Raw genomic sequence first — 16,396 nt, 5'->3', positions numbered from 1 at the left:
CACTCCGTTCCTGTGCCGTCGCACGGTGGTTTCGCGCAGTTCCCCGCGGGTCGCCTTCGCTCGCGCCCCGGGGTTTCCTGTACCGGGCGTACTTCGTTCCTGTGCCGTCGCTCGTGGGGTGCGCAGTTCCCCGCGGGTCGCCTTCGCTCGCGCCCCGGGGTTTCCTGTGCCGGGCGTACTTCGTTCCTGTGCCGTCGCTCGTCGGGTTCGCGCAGTTCCCCGCGCCCCTTTGGGGCGCTCCTCCCGCTGTTTCCGTTCGGGTGCGGGTCGCCTTCGCTCGCGACCCGGGGTTCCACACCTCGCCGCAATTGCGCCTGTACCGGTTCCCCGTGGGTGCGCAGTTCCCCGCGCCCCTGGGTACTCCGGGCTGGGCGTACTTGTTCCTGGACGGGTAGCGGGGTTGACCCTTACGTGGGGTCAGGGGTGAGGGTCCGGGGTGTGGAAGAGCATCTGAGTGTGGGACGTGTGGCCGGGCTCGCCGGGGTGACCGTCCGCACCCTGCATCACTACGACCGGATCGGCCTCGTACAGCCGTCCGCGCGGACCCCGGCCGGGTACCGGGCCTACGCGGCGGGTGACGTGGAGCGGCTTCGGGAGGTGCTCGCCTACCGGCGGCTGGGCTTCGGACTGCGTGAGATCGCGGAGCTGGTCGACGACCCCGCCACCGACGCGGTCGCCCACCTGCACCGACTACGCGGACTGCTCCTGGAACAGCGCGACCGCGCCGCCGCCATGGTGACCGCCATCGACAAGGAACTGGAGACACGGGCCATGGGGAAACGAACGACACCGGAGGAACAGCTGAAGATGTTCGGCGCACAGCTGTACGAGACGATCGGCTCCGCCTATCCGGCGACACGGGGCACCGAGCCCCGGATCGCCGCGCGGGTCTGGGACGCGCTCGGGGACGCCAGGACCGTACTGAACGTAGGAGCCGGTACCGGCTCCTACGAGCCCCCGGACCGTGACGTCACGGCGGTGGAACCCTCAGCGGTCATGCGGGCGCAGCGCCCCCCGGACGCCGCGCCGTGCGTGGCCGCCGCCGCGGAAAAACTGCCCTTCGAGGACGGGTCCTTCGACGCCGCGATGGCCTTCAGCACCGTGCACCACTGGCGGGACCCGATCGCGGGGCTGCGCGAGATGCGGCGCGTGGCCCGCCGCGTCGTGGTGTTCACCCACGACAGCAGTGACAGCGGCTGGCGTCAGCGGTTCTGGCTCACCCGTGACTACCTGCCCGAGATCACCGGCCTCGTCGCCGGCCGCCCCTCCGTGGACCGTCTGGCCGACGCGATCGGAGCCCGTAGGGAACCGGTACTCATCCCGTGGGACTGCGCCGACGGCTTCCTGGAGGCCTATTGGCGCCGACCCGAGGCCTACCTGGAGGAGCATGTCCGCCGCGCGGTCTCGGTGTGGACCCGGGTAGGACCGCGGGCCGAACAGCGGGCGGTGCACCGCCTCCGCGACGACCTCTCCTCCGGCCGCTGGACCGAACGCAACCGCGAACTCCTCGCCCTGGACACAGCGGAACTGGGCCTGCGCCTCCTGGTGGCCGAGTGAGCCACCTCCCGCAGTCGCCCGGCTACGGAAGGGGGTGGGCGGGAATCTCTGCCCGCAGACTCCGACGCCACCAATACAGCCACTGAACGTCCGTACCGAGCGCGTTGGAGCGAGGACGGAGAATCCCGACCGGCCCCGACCCGAAGAACAAGCCGGACGCGCCCCAAAGGGGCGCGGGGAACTGCGCAAAAGACGAGGGCAGGCCCACACCCGGCCGACAACACCAGACAGGCAGCGCCCCCACAGGGGCGCGGGGAACTGCGCGAAACCACCGAGCGACGGCACAGGAAACAAAATACGCCCAGCACAAGAAACCCGGGGCCGAGGCCGGACGACCCGCACCGGAGAACCGGTCAAGGCGCCCCCGCCAGAACAAGTGGGACACTACCCCCGTGCGCAGCGAGAACACCCCCTTCGTCGGCGGACCCCTGGACGGCCGGGTCCTCCCGGTCCTCGTGGGACCCACCGGCCACCCCCCGAAGATCTACCGCGTCCCCGTCCCGGCCCCGACGGAGGACACCCCGCCGACCGTCCACATCTACCGCCGGGTCTCCGTCGTGGCCGGACGCCGCCTCCCCCTGCACAGGGGGTGGCGCTACGAGTACGACCCGGACGGCGACCCCGGCGGTCCCAAGTGGCCGTGGAGCAGACGCGCCACCCCCGGCCGCCCGCCCGGGTGACCCCGTTGCTCCGAACCGCCCAGCCCCCCGCGCGCGATCCCGTACCCCCGCTGATGCTCGCCCTGCGGGGCGCACCGGCCGCCCCCTGCGCGGAGGTGACGACATGTCAGGAACACGGACACACAAGGCGCGCACGGCGACCCTGGCCACCCTGCTGGCGGCCGGACTCCTCGCCCCCGGAGCCCCGGGCACCCCAGGCACCGGCACCGCGTCCGCCGCGCCGAGCGCACCCGGCACACCAGGCGCACCCGGCACACCCCCCGTACCCGCGGCCCCAGCCGCCCCCGCCGCCCCCGCACCGGACCGCTCCGTCAGCGCCCTCCTGACGGACCTTCAGCGGCTGTACCGGGAGGCGGGCTCGGCCACCGCGCGCTACCGCGCCACCGACGAGGAACTGAGCCGCCGCCGCGACCGCGTCGGCACCCTCCAGCGCCGTCTCGCCGACGCCCGCGGCGCCCTGCACACCAGCCGGGGAGCCGCGGCCCGCCTCGCCCGCCAGCAGTACCGCGGCGCCGACAGCCTCTCCCCGTACCTGCGGCTGCTGACGGCCCGCAGCCCCCGCCAGCTCCTCGACGAGAGGTACATCCTGGCGCGGGTGTCCCAGCACCGGGCCGCGGCGGTGGACCGGCTCACCGGGTCCGAACGGACCGCGGACGGTCTCGCGAGCGCGGCCCGCGCGGCACTGGACGAACAGCAGACCCTCGCGGCACGCCACCGCGAGGAGCGGGACGCCGTCACCGGGAAGCTCGACGAGGTCGAGCGACTGCTCGCCTCCCTCACCCCCGAGCAGCTCGGCCGGCTGGGGCAGCTGGAGTCCGCGGGGGCCGAGGCCGGCACCCCACGGGAGTTCGTGGAGTCCGGGGCGCTCGCCGGACCGCAGGCGAGGTCGGCCGCGCCCTCCGCGACCGGTGAGGCCGCGCTGCGCTACGCCGTCGGGCAGATCGGCAAACCGTACGAGTGGGGAGCGGTGGGCCCCACCGCGTTCGACTGCTCGGGGCTGACGTCGAAAGCGTGGGCGGCGGCCGGTGCCGGTATCCCCCGGACCAGCCAGGAGCAGTGGAACGAGCTGCGCCGGGTACCGCTGGGCGCGCTGCGCCCCGGGGACCTGGTCGTGTACTTCCCGGGCGCGACGCATGTGGCGCTCTACCTCGGGGGCGGCCGGGTCGTGCAGGCCCCGCGCCCCGGCGCGAAGGTCAAGGTGTCACCCGTCGCGGCGAACCCCGTGCTCGGCGCGGTGCGGCCGGACCCGGACGAGCCCGCGATGACGGGCTACCGCCCACCGGAGCTGCCGTCCGGGGCGGACGCGGGTTCCGACGCGGGCTACGACTCCACGACGGCCCCGTGAGCACCCGGCGAGCACCGGGTGGACGGCCCCCTGAACGCCCCGTGCGGCCGCCCCGGACGGGACGGCCGCACGGACCGGCGGAAGCAGGCTGCCTCAGGGACCCGATCAGCCCGACAGGGAAGCCAGGTACGCCTCGGCCTTCTCGGGCTCGAAGAAGAAGTTCTCGAAGTCCGACGGGTCGTTGAACCCGTTGGCGAACCGGTCCGCGACCGGCTGGAGCGCGCCCGCCGCGCCGATCAGGTTCAGCACGTGCTCCGGCGGCGCGCCGAGCATCGCGTTGGTCCACTTGGTGACGTGCTGCGCCGTCTGCCAGTAGCGCTCGAACGTGGCGGTCATCCACGTCTCGTCGAACTCGCCGTCACCGTGGGCCACGATCGACTCCAGGTACGACGCCGCGCACTTGGACGCCGAGTTGGAGCCCTGCCCGGTGATCGGGTCGTTGGCGACGACGACATCCGCGACACCCAGCACCACGCCCCCGCCGGGCAGCCGCCCGACCGGGTTGCGGACGGTCGGGGCGTAGCGCCCGGACAGCGTGCCGTTGGCGTCGGTCAGCTCGGCCTTGGTGGCGCGCTCGTACTCCCAGGGCGTGAACCGCTTCATCAGGTCCAGGGTGAGCGCGAGATGCTCCGAGGGGTCCTTGACGCCCTTGAAGGCGTCGAGGGGTCCGCCGGGTATGCCCTCCCAGAACAGGATGTCGGCGCGGCCGGACAGCGTCAGCGTCGGCATCACGAACAGTTCGCCGACCCCGGGCACCAGGTTGCAGCGGACCGCGTCGTAGTCGGGGTGCTCGGGGCGGACCCCGAGACCGTGGACGTAGGCGACGGCGAGCGCGCGCTGGGGCTCGCTGTACGGGGAGCGGGAGGCGTCCCGGCCGAACATCGAGACGAGTTCGCCCTTGCCCGCTGACACGAGTACGAGGTCGTAGGCACGGGAGAAGTAGTCGAGGTCGGAGACGGCGGCGCCGTGGATGACGACGCGGCCGCCGCGCTGCGCGAAGGTCTCCATCCAGCCGGCCATCTTGATCCGCTGGTCGACGGACTGCGCGTGTCCGTCGAGCTGTCCGACCCAGTCGATGACCCGCGGTCTGGCGCCGCCCGGGTCGTCCTCGGGGGCGGGTCCCGCGACGGAGACCCCGAGGCCCTTGATCTTCGGGGCCTGGGACTCCCAGAAGTTGACCTGGAGATCGCGCTCGTGCTGGAGCGCGGTGTGGAACATGCACTGCGTGGACATGACCCGGCCGGACCGGATCTCGTCCGCGGTGCGGTTGGACATCAGGGTGACCTCGTAACCCTGGGACTGGAGGCCGAGGGCGAGCTGGAGACCGGACTGACCGGCACCGACTATGAGTATTGTCCGCATACGGATGTTCTCCTGTTGAACCACGTGAGCCAGTGAACGACGGGAACAGCTGGGGATCTCCCGGGCCGTGTCCCGCGATTACGCGGGGCTGGACTCCAGGGCTTGGCGCACCACGGCGAGCAGGGTCTCGACCACCGATATCCGGTGCCGCGCGTCCATGATGAGGATCGGCACGTGCGGCGGCACGGTCAGGGCGTCACGCACGTCCACCTCGTCGAACCGCTCGCTGCCGTCGAAGTGGTTGACGGCGACGATGTACGGCAGACCGCAGCTCTCGAAGTAGTCGAGCGCGGGGAAGCATTCGTCGAGCCGCCGGGTGTCCGCGAGGACGACCGCGCCGATCGCGCCGCGCACCAGGTCGTCCCACATGAACCAGAACCGCTGCTGCCCCGGGGTGCCGAACAGGTACAGGACGAGGTCGTCGTCCAGGGTGATGCGGCCGTAGTCCATGGCGACCGTGGTGGTGGTCTTCTCCGGGGTCGCGGAGAGGTCGTCCGTCCCGACGCTGGCCTCCGTCATCAGGGCCTCGGTCTGGAGCGGTTCGATCTCCGAGACGGCCTTGACGAGGGTGGTCTTGCCGACGCCGAAGCCGCCCGCGACGACGATCTTCGTGGCGACCGGGGCGCGGGTGCGGTCCCGCTGCCACGCCTTGAGGGGTTCGCCGTCGGTGTCGGCGGACGGCAGTGGTTCAGAGACGACGGAGTCCACTCAGCACCCTTTCCAGCAGCGCGCGGTCCGGCTGGCCCGTTCCGTGACCCGTTCCGTATACACGGATCTTGCCCTGGTCGGCCAGGTCACTGAGCAGGACCCTGACCACGCCGAGCGGCATCTTCAGCAGCGCGGCGATCTCGGCCACCGTCCGCATCCGGCGGCACAGTTCCACGATGGCCCGCATCTCGGGCATGACCCGGGTCGCCAGCGAGCCGTTGGCGAGTTCGAGGCGCTCGTCGGGGGCCTCGATGGCCGCGACGAACGTCTCCACGAGCAGGACGTGCCCGAAGCGGGTCCGTCCCCCCGTCAGCGAGTACGGACGGACCCGGGCCGGCTTCCTGTCGGAGCCGCGCACCGGGAGCCTGGTGGACGGCGCGGCGAGGCCGGCGTCGTCACCGTTCGCGGCGGCGTCGCCCGTACGCGAGGGACCGGACGCGGTCACTGGGCGCTCCCGGGGGTACGGAGCGGCGTCCGGGGCTCACGCGGCCGGGGCACCTCGGCGTACTCACCGGGGGCCGGCGGGTCGGCGGCGCCCCGGGACTCCAGCGACTGGCGCAGCTCGCTGCGCAGTTCGGGGGTCAGGACATGTCCGGCGCGTCCCACGAACAGGGCCATGTGGTAGGCGATGACGCTCATGTCGCAGTCCGGGGTGGCGTGCACCCCCAGGAGCGAGCCGTCACTGATGGACATCACGAAGAGGCTGCCGTCCTCCATGGCCACCATGGTCTGCTTCACCCCGCCGCCGTCCATCAGCTTGGCGGCGCCGAGGGTGAGACTGCCGAGACCGGAGACGATGGTCGCGAGGTCCGCCGACGAGCCCTTGGGCCCGGCGGGCCGACCGGCCGTGCCGGACGCGTCGGCGCCGGTCGCGCCGGGTTCGCTTCCGCCGGGGCCGGTTCTGCCGGGGTCCGAGGAGAGCAGCAGCAGCCCGTCCGACGAGACGACCGCGACGGACAGGAGTCCGGGTACCTCCTCGACCAGATTCGTCAGCAGCCAGTGCAGGTTGCGTGCCTCACGGCTCAGTCCGTATCCACCGGTGGCACCGGAACGTGCCTGGGCGGATGTACTGACACCGGGCGATGTGCTGGGCGCAGTCAACTGCTTCCCTCCTCGACTGTGTCCCCCACTGTTTCCCCACCGCGGCCCACCGACTCCGCCGGGGCGGGGCCGATCTCGGCCTCCACGTCCCGGCGGCCGGCCGCGGCCCCCTGATGAAAGCCCCCGAGCTTGCGCCGCAGGGCGTCCGCGTCGACGCCCCCTCCTGCGGGCCTCGCCACGGTCACGGGCTCACTGATCCTAGGCGTCCGCTTGGGCAGCCCCTTGTCCGTCACGCGTGTCCCGCCCGGGATGTTCCCCTGAACAGCGGTCCGCGCGGTCGGTCCCGCGGGTGCGCCGGGCGCGAGCGCCGGTGCCTCGTCGTGGGCGCGGGTGTGATGACCGTGTTCGTCACCGGCCGCTCCGCCCACCGGTGCCTCGTCCGGGCCCCCAGCCCGCTCGGACACCGTTTCCCCGCCGGACTCCCCGTCGCCGTCCCGGAAGAGGTCTTCCCCGGTGCGGTGTTCCTGTTCCTCGCTGCGGTGTTCCCCGAAGAGGTGTTCTCCGGTGTGGTGCTCCCCGGGATGGTTCCGGGGGTGGTCGGACAGGGATTCCGCTTCCGTGTCGGAGCGCGGTTCCACGTCGGACACCGGGTCCGCGTCCAGGTCCAGGTACGGGTCCAGGTCCGCGTGGATCTGCGCGTCCGGCACCCACTCCGCTTCCGCTCCCGATTCCGCTCCCGCTTCCGTCACCTGTTCGGTGTCCGGCTGCGACGGCGGGGCGATCAGTTCCATCGTCGTCTCGGAGTGGCGTACGGCGGTCTCGGCCGCGGCGATGAGGGGGTCCCCTTGAACCCCTCGGCCGCGCAGCACATTGGAGTTGGCCTCGGCCTCGGAGCCGGGCAGCCGCAGCGCGGGTGCGGCGCCTGCGGCGAGCGGCGGCACCGCCGTGGCGGCGGCCGGTTCGGCGGCGAGCATCCCCTTGGGCAGCACGGCGACCGCGGTGACGCCGCCCTGCTTCTGCTCCCGCAACTGGACCCGCACACCGTGCCGGTGGGCGAGCCGCGCCACCACGTAGAGCCCGAGGCCGAGGCCTTCGTCGCTCTCCGGTCCGGCGGTCAGATCGGCGGGGTCGAACTCGGAGAGCCGCAGGTTCAGTTCCCGCAGCCGCTCGGAGGTCATCCCTATGCCCTCGTCCTGGACGGACAGCATGACCTCGCCGTTCTCCAGCAGCCAGCCGGACACCTCGACGGAGGCGTCGGGCGGGGAGAACGATGTCGCGTTCTCCAGGAGTTCGGCGAGCAGATGGCTGAGGTCGTCGGCCGCGAACCCGGCGATATGGACGTGCGGCGGCAGCGAGGTGATCCGTACCCGCTCATAGCGTTCGATCTCGCTGACGGCGGCCCGTGCCACATCGACCAGCGGTACGGGGCCGGGGTGGTGGTGGCCGTGGTCGGCCCCGGCGAGGACCAGCAGGTTCTCGCTGTGGCGGCGCATGACGGTGGCGAAGTGGTCGAGCTTGAAGAGGGTGGAGAGCCGGTCCGGGTCCTGCTCCCGGTCCTCCAGGCCCTCGATGACGGCGAGCTGGCGCTCGACGAGTCCGAGGGTGCGCAGGGCGAGATTGACGAAGGTGCCCTGGATGCTGTGGCGGACCCGCCCCAGATCGGCGGCGGCCCGGTCCAGCTCGGCCCGGAGTTCGGCCGTGCGGTCGGCCATCGACTCGCGCTCGCCGATCAGATGCCTGCGGTCGCCCTCCAGGGTGGCCAGCCGCTCATGGAGCGCGACGGTGTGCGCGTGCAGGGCGTTGACGGAGTCCACGGCCTGGGCGAACTCGTCGTTGCGGCCGGTGAACCGTACGGGTTCCTCGGCGGCCGGGTCGGCGGCGAGCCGGGCGGAGCCGATCCGCAGCACGGCGAGCGGCCGGGTCAGCGAACGGGCCATGCCCATCGAGACGCCGACGGCGAGGAGCAGCAGGGCGCCGATGACGCCGACCCGGATCTCCAGCTCCGTGACGGCGTCGTCGCGGAGCTGTTCGAGGCGGTCGACGCGGGCGGTGGCCAGGGACGCCTCGACCCCGCGCATCAGATCGATCCGGGAGGACAGCGCGGCGGCGACCTTCTTGGTGTCGATCTCCAGGTCGTCGTCGCTGAGCCGGGCCTCGTCGGTGAGCCGGTTCAGATACCGCTCGGCGGCGGCGGTCTCGGCGCCGTTGACGGTGGAGTCGTACGAGGCGAGGTCGGCGGCGGGCGCGACATCGCGGAAGTCCGCGAGGGCGGCGGTGGAGCGGTGCTGGGCCTGCTGGGCGGCGCCGCTGAGTTCGAGGCGCTTCCTGGCGTCCGCCGCGGACTCGTCGGGCACGGTCTCCATGAGCCCGGTCGTCTGGTTGAACTCGGTGGTGGTGGAGCGGGGGACGGCGAGCGCGGCGAGCAGCAGACCACGGGCGGCCGACGCCTGCTCGACGGCGCGGTCGAGGTCGGCCAGCGACCGGGCGCCCGGGGCGGCGGCGGGCGGGGTACGCACGGCGACGTCCTCGGCGAGCCGGTGCAGCTCGGTGATGACCTTCGCGTACGCCTGATGGGCGGCGAGGGCTTCGCTCTTGCCGGTGAGCGCGGCGCGGCGGGCGGCGGCGACGGCGTCGAGGTCGGTGCGCAGGGCGGCGGGCGCGCCGGCGCGCAGCTCCTGGATACGGCGGTCGACGCGGGCGCTGCGCTGCTCGGAGAGTCCCTTGCCGTCGGGGCGTCCGGCGGCGATGAAGGCGATGACCTCGTCGCGTTCGTCCGCGAGGGCGTGGGCGAGGGAGATGCCCTGGTGGGCCCGCTCGGCGGCGGTGACGAGGTTCTGCGCGTCGTTCAGCTCGCTGGAGGAGGCGAGCAGGGCGGGGGCCCCGGCGCCCGCGATGGCGGCGGCGACGACGGTGACGGAAATGAGGAGCCGGTTGCGCACCCGGGCGCGGCGCTTGCGCTTGCCCTTGGGGGCGGCGGGCGCGGGGGCCGGTACGGGGTTCGGCACCGGGCCGGGCCCGGGATTCGGCGGGGTGCCGCCGGGTCCCGTGGGTCCGCCGCCCTGGCCACTGGGTCCGCCGGGGCCCGCGGGGGCGCCGGGACCTGCGGGAGCGCCCGGGGGGGTGGAGGTGCCAGGAGGTACGGAAGCACCACCGGTCGTGCCGGGCGCCCCGGGCGGTACGGGGGCGCCGGACGTTCCGCGCGGTTCGAACGTTCCGGGCAGGCCGGACATGCCGGGGGTCCCGGTCCGCACCGAGGTGCCCGGGGTCCCAGGTGTGGCGGGTGACCCGGGGGGGTACGGGGCTACCGCACCCTGCTCCGGGGCCGACTGCCCGCCTTTGCGCCGAGGCCGCATCTTCTGCACCGGTGCTCGCATTCTGACTCGACTACCCACGTTTCCGGCACTCATGGGTCCGGATGATGCACCGTCAACCCGCCGGGTCCGCCGCATACGGCTCCAGACCATTCCAGCGCCCGTGGGGAGTGGACGCGCATCGCCGGACCGGCCACCCGAAGGAGTGAACATCGACCGGGAGTTGGGCGGCAAGTTCCTGGGGCACGCGCCAGGCGCCCTGTCCGGTGCGCCGGTTGGACGTGATCGGCGGGGTTTGGCAAGATGCCCCACCACGAGTCGGCGGAACAGATCATTCCCGAGCAAATCAGGCAGGTGACCGGTCGGTACGGTCGTCGCGCTGTCGACCGCCGGTCACCTCTGCGTAACCCCCGCCACCGATTCGTGGGCATCGGTGGGGGCTCGTGCAGACTGACCCGATGCGCATCGAAATCGCCACGGCACCCGGTGACCCCGCACGACCCAACGAGGACTTCGCCTCGGTGGCGGTTCCCGCCTCCGGACAGGGCGGGACGCTGGTCGTGCTCGACGGGGTGACGCCACCCGCGGGGGAATACGGATGCCGGCACTCCGTTCCCTGGTTCACCGCGCGACTCGGGGGCGCACTCGGTGAACTGTCCGTTTCGCGGGCAGATCTGACGCTGCGGGAGCTGCTGGGCGACGCGATCCGCAGGACCGCGGACGCTCACCGCGACACGTGTGACCTTTCTCACGTGCGAACCCCACAGGCAACGGTGGTCCTCGCGCGATGGGACGACGAACGGGTCGAGTACCTCGTGCTGTCCGATTCGGTACTGCTGGTCGAGGACGCGGACGGGGCGGTGAGCGCGGTGCTGGACGACCGGCTCGACCGGATGCCCCGGGAGACGTTGCGGTCCGTCGGGGCGACGGACGGGGAGCTGCGGAACAAGGAGGGCGGCTTCTTCACCGCCGCCGCCGATCCGGACGTGGTCCGGCGGGCCGTCGTCGGGGAGCTGCCGCGGGAGCGGGTGCGGACGCTCGCCGCGATGACCGACGGGGCGTCGCGGTGGGTGGAGCGGTTCCGGTTCGGGGGGTGGGGGGAGTGTCTCTCCTTGCTGCACAAGGAGGGGGCGCAGGCGTTGGTGGACGCGGTGCGGGAGGCCGAGCGGGGTGGTCCCCCCTCGCGGGGCAAGCGGCACGACGACGCAACGGTCACCTACGTAGCCCTCTGACCCCGTCCGCCCCCCTACGGTCCCCCGGGGTTCCCCACCTGAGCGCACTTGTCCCCGTGCGGGTCGCTCGTGGGGTGCGCAGTTCCCCGCGCCCCTGAGGTCGCGCCCCTTCCGGTTCCCGTTCGGCTGCGGATGGCCCTCGGTTGCTCGCGCAGTTCCCCGCGCCCCTGGATGCTGCCCCCTTGCGGTCGCTTCTTCGGGTGCGGGTCCGCCCTCGTCTTCGCGCAGTTCCCCGCGCCCCTGGGGTTCCACACCTGGACGTACTTGTTCCCGTGCGGGTACGGACGTGGGTGCGCAGTTCCCCGCGCCCCTTTGGGGGCGCCCCATTACTGCCGTCCTCTGTCTGCGGGGACGGGGTTGGACCCCCCTCCTCCCGCAGTCGCCCGGCTACCGAAGGGGGTGGGCGGGAATCTCTGCCCGCAGACTCCGATGCTCTTCAGCAGGGCAAGAGGAACGTCCGACCGAGCGCGTTGGAGCGAGGACGGAGAATCCCGACCGGCACCGACCCGAAGAACCGACCGGACGCGCCCCAAAGGGGCGCGGGGAACTGCGCAACACCACCGAGCGACGGCACAGGGACAAGTGCGTCCAGCAGGAACGAGAACCGCCCCGCACCCGAAGAGCGACGAACAGAGGCAGCATCCAGGGGCGCGGGGAACTGCGCAAAACCCACGAGCGACGGCACAGGAACAAGCGCGTCCAGCCGGACAGACCTCGGGGCGGCAGACGTCAAGACTCCGTGGAGCGGTTCAGCCGCTGAAGGAGGCGGGCCAGCTCGGCCACCTCCGCCGGCGCCCAGTCGGCGAGCTGACTGACGTAGCGGGCCCGCCGGGCCGCCCGCACACGCGAGACCCGCACCCGCCCCGCCTCCGTGAGCCGGATCAGCGAGGCCCGCCCGTCCGCGGGATCGGGCTCCCGCGTGACGAGCCCCAGCTCGTCCAGCACCTTCAGCTGCCGGCTCATCGTGGCCTTGCCCACCCCCACGTACCCCGCGAGATCGGTCGCCCGCTGCACCCCGCATTCGTCCAGTCGGACCAACAGTCCGTAGGCCCCGGGTTCCAGTTCCGGATGCACCGCGCGGGCGATCTCCCCGGACGAGGCCCGGGCCCGCCGCAGAATCACCGTCAGCTCGCGTTCGAGCGCGAGGAACTCCCGGGCCACCCCGCCGTCCCCGGTCCCCGTACCGCTCCCGCCCTGATCCGCGCCTGCGTCCATGCCCCGTCTTCCCCGCTGCTGAAGGTGCTGTCCGTACCGCCGGGCACGACCCTCGCCGCGGCCCCGCCAGTATTTCGCAGGTGCGCGGGTGGCCGTGGCGGCCCGGACCCCGACAGGCGCCGGGCCCCGCGCGGCCGTAGTCCTGGTAGCTGACACCTCACCACCGCACCAGGCAGACGAAAGGCACCGAACATGCACCGGACCCGCACCCGCCGTATCACCCGGCCGGCCCCCTTCGCCCTGTTCGCGATGGCCCCACTGCTCGCGATAACCCCGCTGCTCGCGGTCCACCCGGCGTCGGCCGGGACCGCAGCGGCCGACGACCCGGCGGTACCGCCCCGCGGCTCCGCCTGGATGGGCATCGGGGTCCTCGCGCACGACGGCGAGGACGGGCGGCCCGTGGAGGGCCGCGCGGCCCGGACCGAAGGCGTGGACGTGAGCAGCCATCAAGGCGATGTGGCGTGGCCGACGCTGTGGGACAGCGGCGTCAGATGGGCCTATGTGAAGGCCACCGAGGGGACGTACTACAAGAACCCGTACCACCCTCAGCAGTACAACGGCTCGTACGACGTGGGGATGATCAGGGGCGCCTACCACTTCGCGACACCGGACACCACGAACGGCGCCACCCAGGCCGACTACTTCGTGGACAACGGCGGCGGCTGGTCGGGCGACGGACGGACCCTGCCCGGGGTGCTGGACATCGAGTGGAACCCGTACGGGGACGCCTGTTACGGGAAGAGCGCGAGTCAGATGGTGACGTGGATCAGGGACTTCTCGAACCGCTACCGGGCGCGCACCGGCCGGGACGCCGTCATCTACACGGCGACGAGCTGGTGGACCCAGTGCACGGGGAACTCCCCCGCCTTCGGGGACGTGAACCCGCTGTGGATCGCGCGGTACGCGTCGACCCCGGGCACCCTCCCGGCGGGCTGGGCGACGCACACCATGTGGCAGTACACGTCGACCGGCCCGACGGTCGGTGACCACGACTGGTTCAACGGGGCGCTGGACCGGGTCCAGGCCCTCGCGAACGGCTGACCCGCGGCACCCGAACGGCCCTCCCCCGGGGGATGGGGGAGGGCCGTCCGCCTCCGGGGGCGGTCCGGGCGCGTCCGTCACGCCGCGACCGGGACCTCCGGGGCGGCTGTGCTGGTCGCCGGGGCGAGGGCCAGTTCCAGGACCTGGCGGACGTCCGTGACGGGGTGGACGTCCAGCTTGGCCAGGATCTCGGCCGGGACGTCGTCCAGGTCGGCCTCGTTCCGCTTGGGGATCACCACGGTGGTGACCCCGGCCCGGTGCGCGGCGAGCAGCTTCTGCTTCACCCCGCCGATGGGCAGGACCCGGCCGGTCAGCGACACCTCACCGGTCATCGCCACATCCGTGCGGACCTGGCGTCCGCTGAGCAGCGACGCGAGGGCGGTCGTCATGGTGACGCCCGCGCTCGGGCCGTCCTTGGGGACGGCGCCCGCCGGGAAGTGGATGTGCACGCCGCGGTCCTTGAGGTCGCCGACCGGGAGTTCCAGTTCGGCGCCGCGGGAGCGCAGGAAGCTCAGCGCGATCTGCGCCGACTCCTTCATCACATCGCCCAGCTGGCCGGTCAGGGTCAGTCCGGCCGCGCCGGTCTCCGGGTCGGCCAGCGACGCCTCCACGTAGAGGACGTCACCGCCCGCGCCGGTCACCGCGAGCCCGGTGGCGACACCGGGGACGGCGGTCCGCCGCTCGGCCGGGTCCTGCGCGGACTCCGGCACATGGTGCGGCCGTCCGATGAGCGCGCGCAGCTCGTCACCGGTGACGGTGAACGGCAGCTCGCGCTCGCCCAGCTCGTGCTGTGCGGCGACCTTGCGCAGCAGCCGTGCGACGGCCCGCTCCAGGTTCCGTACGCCCGCTTCCCGGGTGTACTCGCCCGCGAGTCCGCGCAGCGCGCTCTCCGCGAGAGTCACCTCGTCGGCGCCGAGGCCCGCCCGCTCCAGCTGGCGCGGCACCAGGTGGTCCCGGGCGATGACGACCTTCTCGTCCTCGGTGTAGCCGTCGAGACGGACCAGCTCCATCCGGTCCAGCAGTGCCTCCGGGATGGACTCCAGGACGTTCGCGGTGGCGAGGAACACCACATCGCTGAGGTCCAGCTCGACCTCCAGGTAATGGTCCCGGAAGGTGTGGTTCTGCGCCGGGTCCAGGACTTCGAGGAGGGCCGCGGCCGGGTCGCCCCGGAAGTCGGAGCCGACCTTGTCGATCTCGTCGAGGAGGACCACCGGGTTCATCGACCCGGCCTCCTTGATCGCCCGCACGATCCGTCCGGGCAGCGCCCCGACGTACGTACGGCGGTGACCGCGGATCTCGGCCTCGTCCCGGACGCCGCCGAGGGCGACCCGGACGAACTTGCGGCCCATGGCGTGCGCGACGGACTCGCCCAGCGAGGTCTTGCCGACCCCGGGCGGGCCGACGAGCGCCAGCACGGCGCCGCCACGGCGTCCGCCGACGACCCCGAGGCCGCGGTCGGCGCGCCGCTTGCGCACCGCCAGGTACTCGGTGATGCGTTCCTTCACGTCCGCGAGGCCCGCGTGCTCGGCGTCCAGCACGGCGCGGGCGCCCTGGATGTCGTACTGGTCCTCGGTGCGCTCGTCCCACGGCAGCTCCAGGACGGTGTCCAGCCAGGTGCGGATCCAGCCGCCCTCCGGGGACTGGTCGCTGGACCGCTCCAGCTTGTCGACCTCCTTGAGCGCGGCCTCCCGGACCCGCTCCGGCAGATCGGCGGCCTCGACCCGGGTCCGGTAGTCGTCGGACTCGTCGTCGGTGCCCTTCTCGCCGTTCAGCTCACGCAGTTCCTTGCGGACCGCTTCGAGCTGGCGGCGCAGCAGGAACTCGCGCTGCTGCTTGTCGACGCCCTCCTGGACGTCCTTCGCGATCGACTCCGCCACGTCCTGCTCCGCGAGGTGCTCGCGGAGCTGCTCGGTGGCCAGCTTCAGGCGGGCGACCGGGTCGGCGGTCTCCAGCAGGGTGACCTTCTGCTGGACGGTGAGGAACGGTGAGTATCCGGAATTGTCGGCGAGCAGGGACACGTCCTCGATCTGCTGGACGCGGTCCACCACCTGCCAGGCGCCGCGCTTGCGGAGCCAGCTGGTCGCGAGGGCCTTGTATTCGGTGATCAGTTCGGTGATCGCGCCGGGCAGGGGGTCGGGGACGGTCTCCGTGACCTCGGTCCCCTCCACCCACAGGGCCGCGCCGGGGCCGGTGGTGCCCGCGCCGATCCGGACTCGGGAACGGCCGCGGATCAGGGCGCCCGGGTCGCCGTCGGCGAGGCGGCCGACCTGTTCCACCGTGCCGAGGACGCCGGTGCTCGCGTAGGCGCCGTCGATACGGGGGACGAGGAGCAGCCGGGGTTTGCCGGGTGCGGAGCCCGCGGCGGCCTGTGCGGCGTCCACCGCGGTGCGTACGTCGGGATCGTTCAGGTCCAGGGGGACGACCATGCCGGGCAGGACGACCTCGTCGTCGAGCGGCAGCACGGGCAGCGCGAGCGGGGTGCCCTTGGAACCAGCGGACTCAGTAGCCATGATCTCCCCTTCGGCATTCAAGTTGAGCTATGTCGACTCAATGCATGGCGCTCCGCGAATGTTCCCGGGGTGGTGTTCGCCCTCAGCGATCCGCCTTCGCTTGCGCTTCTGGGTGGCTCCCGGGTGAGGGCACTTGTCGCCTGTGCCGTCGCTCAGGTCTGTCCGGCTGGGCGCACTTGTTCCTGTGCCGTCGCTCGGCGGTTTGCGCAGTTCCCCGCGCCCCTTTGGGGCGCGTCCGGTTGGTTCTTCGGGTCGGTGCCGGTCGGGATTCTCCGTCCTCGATCCGACACGCTCGGTAAGCCGTTTCGTTGCCCGACTGAAGAGCATCGGAGTCTGCGAGCAGAGATTCCCGCCCACCCCCTCCCGTAGCCGTGCGAGTCCGCGAGGAGGGTGG

The 16,396-nt window shown here is 72.5% G+C and carries 12 protein-coding genes; 5 read left to right on the top strand and 7 right to left on the bottom strand.

Annotated elements, in window-relative coordinates; all coding sequences use genetic code 11:
* Window positions 1-438 precede the first annotated feature (438 nt).
* From AB852_RS07955 to AB852_RS07945, 3 genes are all read left to right on the top strand, one after another.
* The gene (locus AB852_RS07955) at window positions 439-1,557 is read left to right on the top strand and encodes a MerR family transcriptional regulator (protein WP_073784897.1); all 1,119 of its coding nucleotides are present in this window, start codon (window positions 439-441) and stop codon (window positions 1,555-1,557) included.
* A 392-nt stretch (window positions 1,558-1,949) separates the two neighbouring features.
* The gene (locus tag AB852_RS07950) at window positions 1,950-2,237 is read left to right on the top strand and encodes a hypothetical protein (RefSeq protein ID WP_073784895.1); all 288 of its coding nucleotides are present in this window, start codon (window positions 1,950-1,952) and stop codon (window positions 2,235-2,237) included.
* A gap of 103 nt (window positions 2,238-2,340) precedes the next feature.
* A complete protein-coding gene (locus tag AB852_RS07945; RefSeq protein ID WP_073784893.1) occupies window positions 2,341-3,582 on the top strand; it encodes a C40 family peptidase in 1,242 nt (413 codons plus the stop codon).
* Window positions 3,583-3,687: 105 nt separating this feature from the next.
* On the opposite strand, the gene AB852_RS07940 is transcribed toward AB852_RS07945, so the two are convergent.
* The 5 genes from AB852_RS07940 to AB852_RS07920 all read right to left on the bottom strand — a co-directional run bounded on the left by AB852_RS07940 (window position 3,688) and on the right by AB852_RS07920 (window position 9,698).
* Window positions 3,688-4,944 (bottom strand): styrene monooxygenase/indole monooxygenase family protein, encoded by a 1,257-nt coding sequence (locus AB852_RS07940; protein ID WP_073784891.1) that lies wholly within the window; start codon window positions 4,942-4,944, stop codon window positions 3,688-3,690.
* Between the two features lie 78 nt (window positions 4,945-5,022).
* Window positions 5,023-5,652 carry a GTP-binding protein gene (locus AB852_RS07935; protein ID WP_073784889.1) on the bottom strand — a complete coding sequence of 210 codons (630 nt, stop codon included), beginning with the start codon at window positions 5,650-5,652 and terminating at the stop codon, window positions 5,023-5,025.
* On the bottom strand, window positions 5,633-6,010 hold the full coding sequence (locus tag AB852_RS07930) for a DUF742 domain-containing protein (RefSeq protein ID WP_073785657.1): 378 nt from the start codon (window positions 6,008-6,010) through the stop codon (window positions 5,633-5,635). Before AB852_RS07930 ends, AB852_RS07935 begins: the two co-directional genes overlap by 20 nt.
* Window positions 6,011-6,093: 83 nt before the next feature.
* Window positions 6,094-6,678, bottom strand: coding sequence for a roadblock/LC7 domain-containing protein (locus AB852_RS07925; RefSeq protein ID WP_245876685.1), 585 nt, complete (start codon window positions 6,676-6,678; stop codon window positions 6,094-6,096).
* Between the two features lie 71 nt (window positions 6,679-6,749).
* Complete coding sequence (locus AB852_RS07920) at window positions 6,750-9,698, bottom strand: sensor histidine kinase (RefSeq protein WP_425444152.1); 2,949 nt, start codon at window positions 9,696-9,698, stop codon at window positions 6,750-6,752.
* Between the two features lie 764 nt (window positions 9,699-10,462).
* On the opposite strand from AB852_RS07920, the gene AB852_RS07915 reads away from it, so the two are divergent.
* A complete protein-coding gene (locus tag AB852_RS07915; protein ID WP_073784887.1) occupies window positions 10,463-11,236 on the top strand; it encodes a protein phosphatase 2C domain-containing protein in 774 nt (257 codons plus the stop codon).
* 729 nt (window positions 11,237-11,965) lie between these two features.
* On the opposite strand, the gene AB852_RS07910 is transcribed toward AB852_RS07915, so the two are convergent.
* Window positions 11,966-12,451 carry a MarR family winged helix-turn-helix transcriptional regulator gene (locus AB852_RS07910; protein ID WP_073784885.1) on the bottom strand — a complete coding sequence of 162 codons (486 nt, stop codon included), beginning with the start codon at window positions 12,449-12,451 and terminating at the stop codon, window positions 11,966-11,968.
* 249 nt (window positions 12,452-12,700) lie between these two features.
* Here AB852_RS07910 and AB852_RS07905 point away from each other — a divergent pair, with 249 nt between their 5' ends.
* Window positions 12,701-13,492, top strand: a complete 792-nt coding sequence (locus tag AB852_RS07905; protein ID WP_107499182.1) for a lysozyme — start codon at window positions 12,701-12,703, stop codon at window positions 13,490-13,492.
* Window positions 13,493-13,569: 77 nt separating this feature from the next.
* Here the strand turns inward: AB852_RS07905 and lon are convergent, their stop codons facing one another.
* Window positions 13,570-16,002: an endopeptidase La gene (gene lon, locus AB852_RS07900; RefSeq protein WP_073784881.1), complete on the bottom strand. Its 2,433-nt coding sequence runs from the start codon at window positions 16,000-16,002 to the stop codon at window positions 13,570-13,572.
* Window positions 16,003-16,396: the final 394 nt, after the last annotated feature.

This window comes from Streptomyces uncialis, assembly GCF_001905345.1.
Taxonomy (GTDB): Bacteria; Actinomycetota; Actinomycetes; order Streptomycetales; family Streptomycetaceae; genus Streptomyces; species Streptomyces uncialis.
The sequence above is the reverse complement of the archived record's forward strand: the minus strand, read 5'-3'. Positions and strand labels throughout refer to the sequence as shown.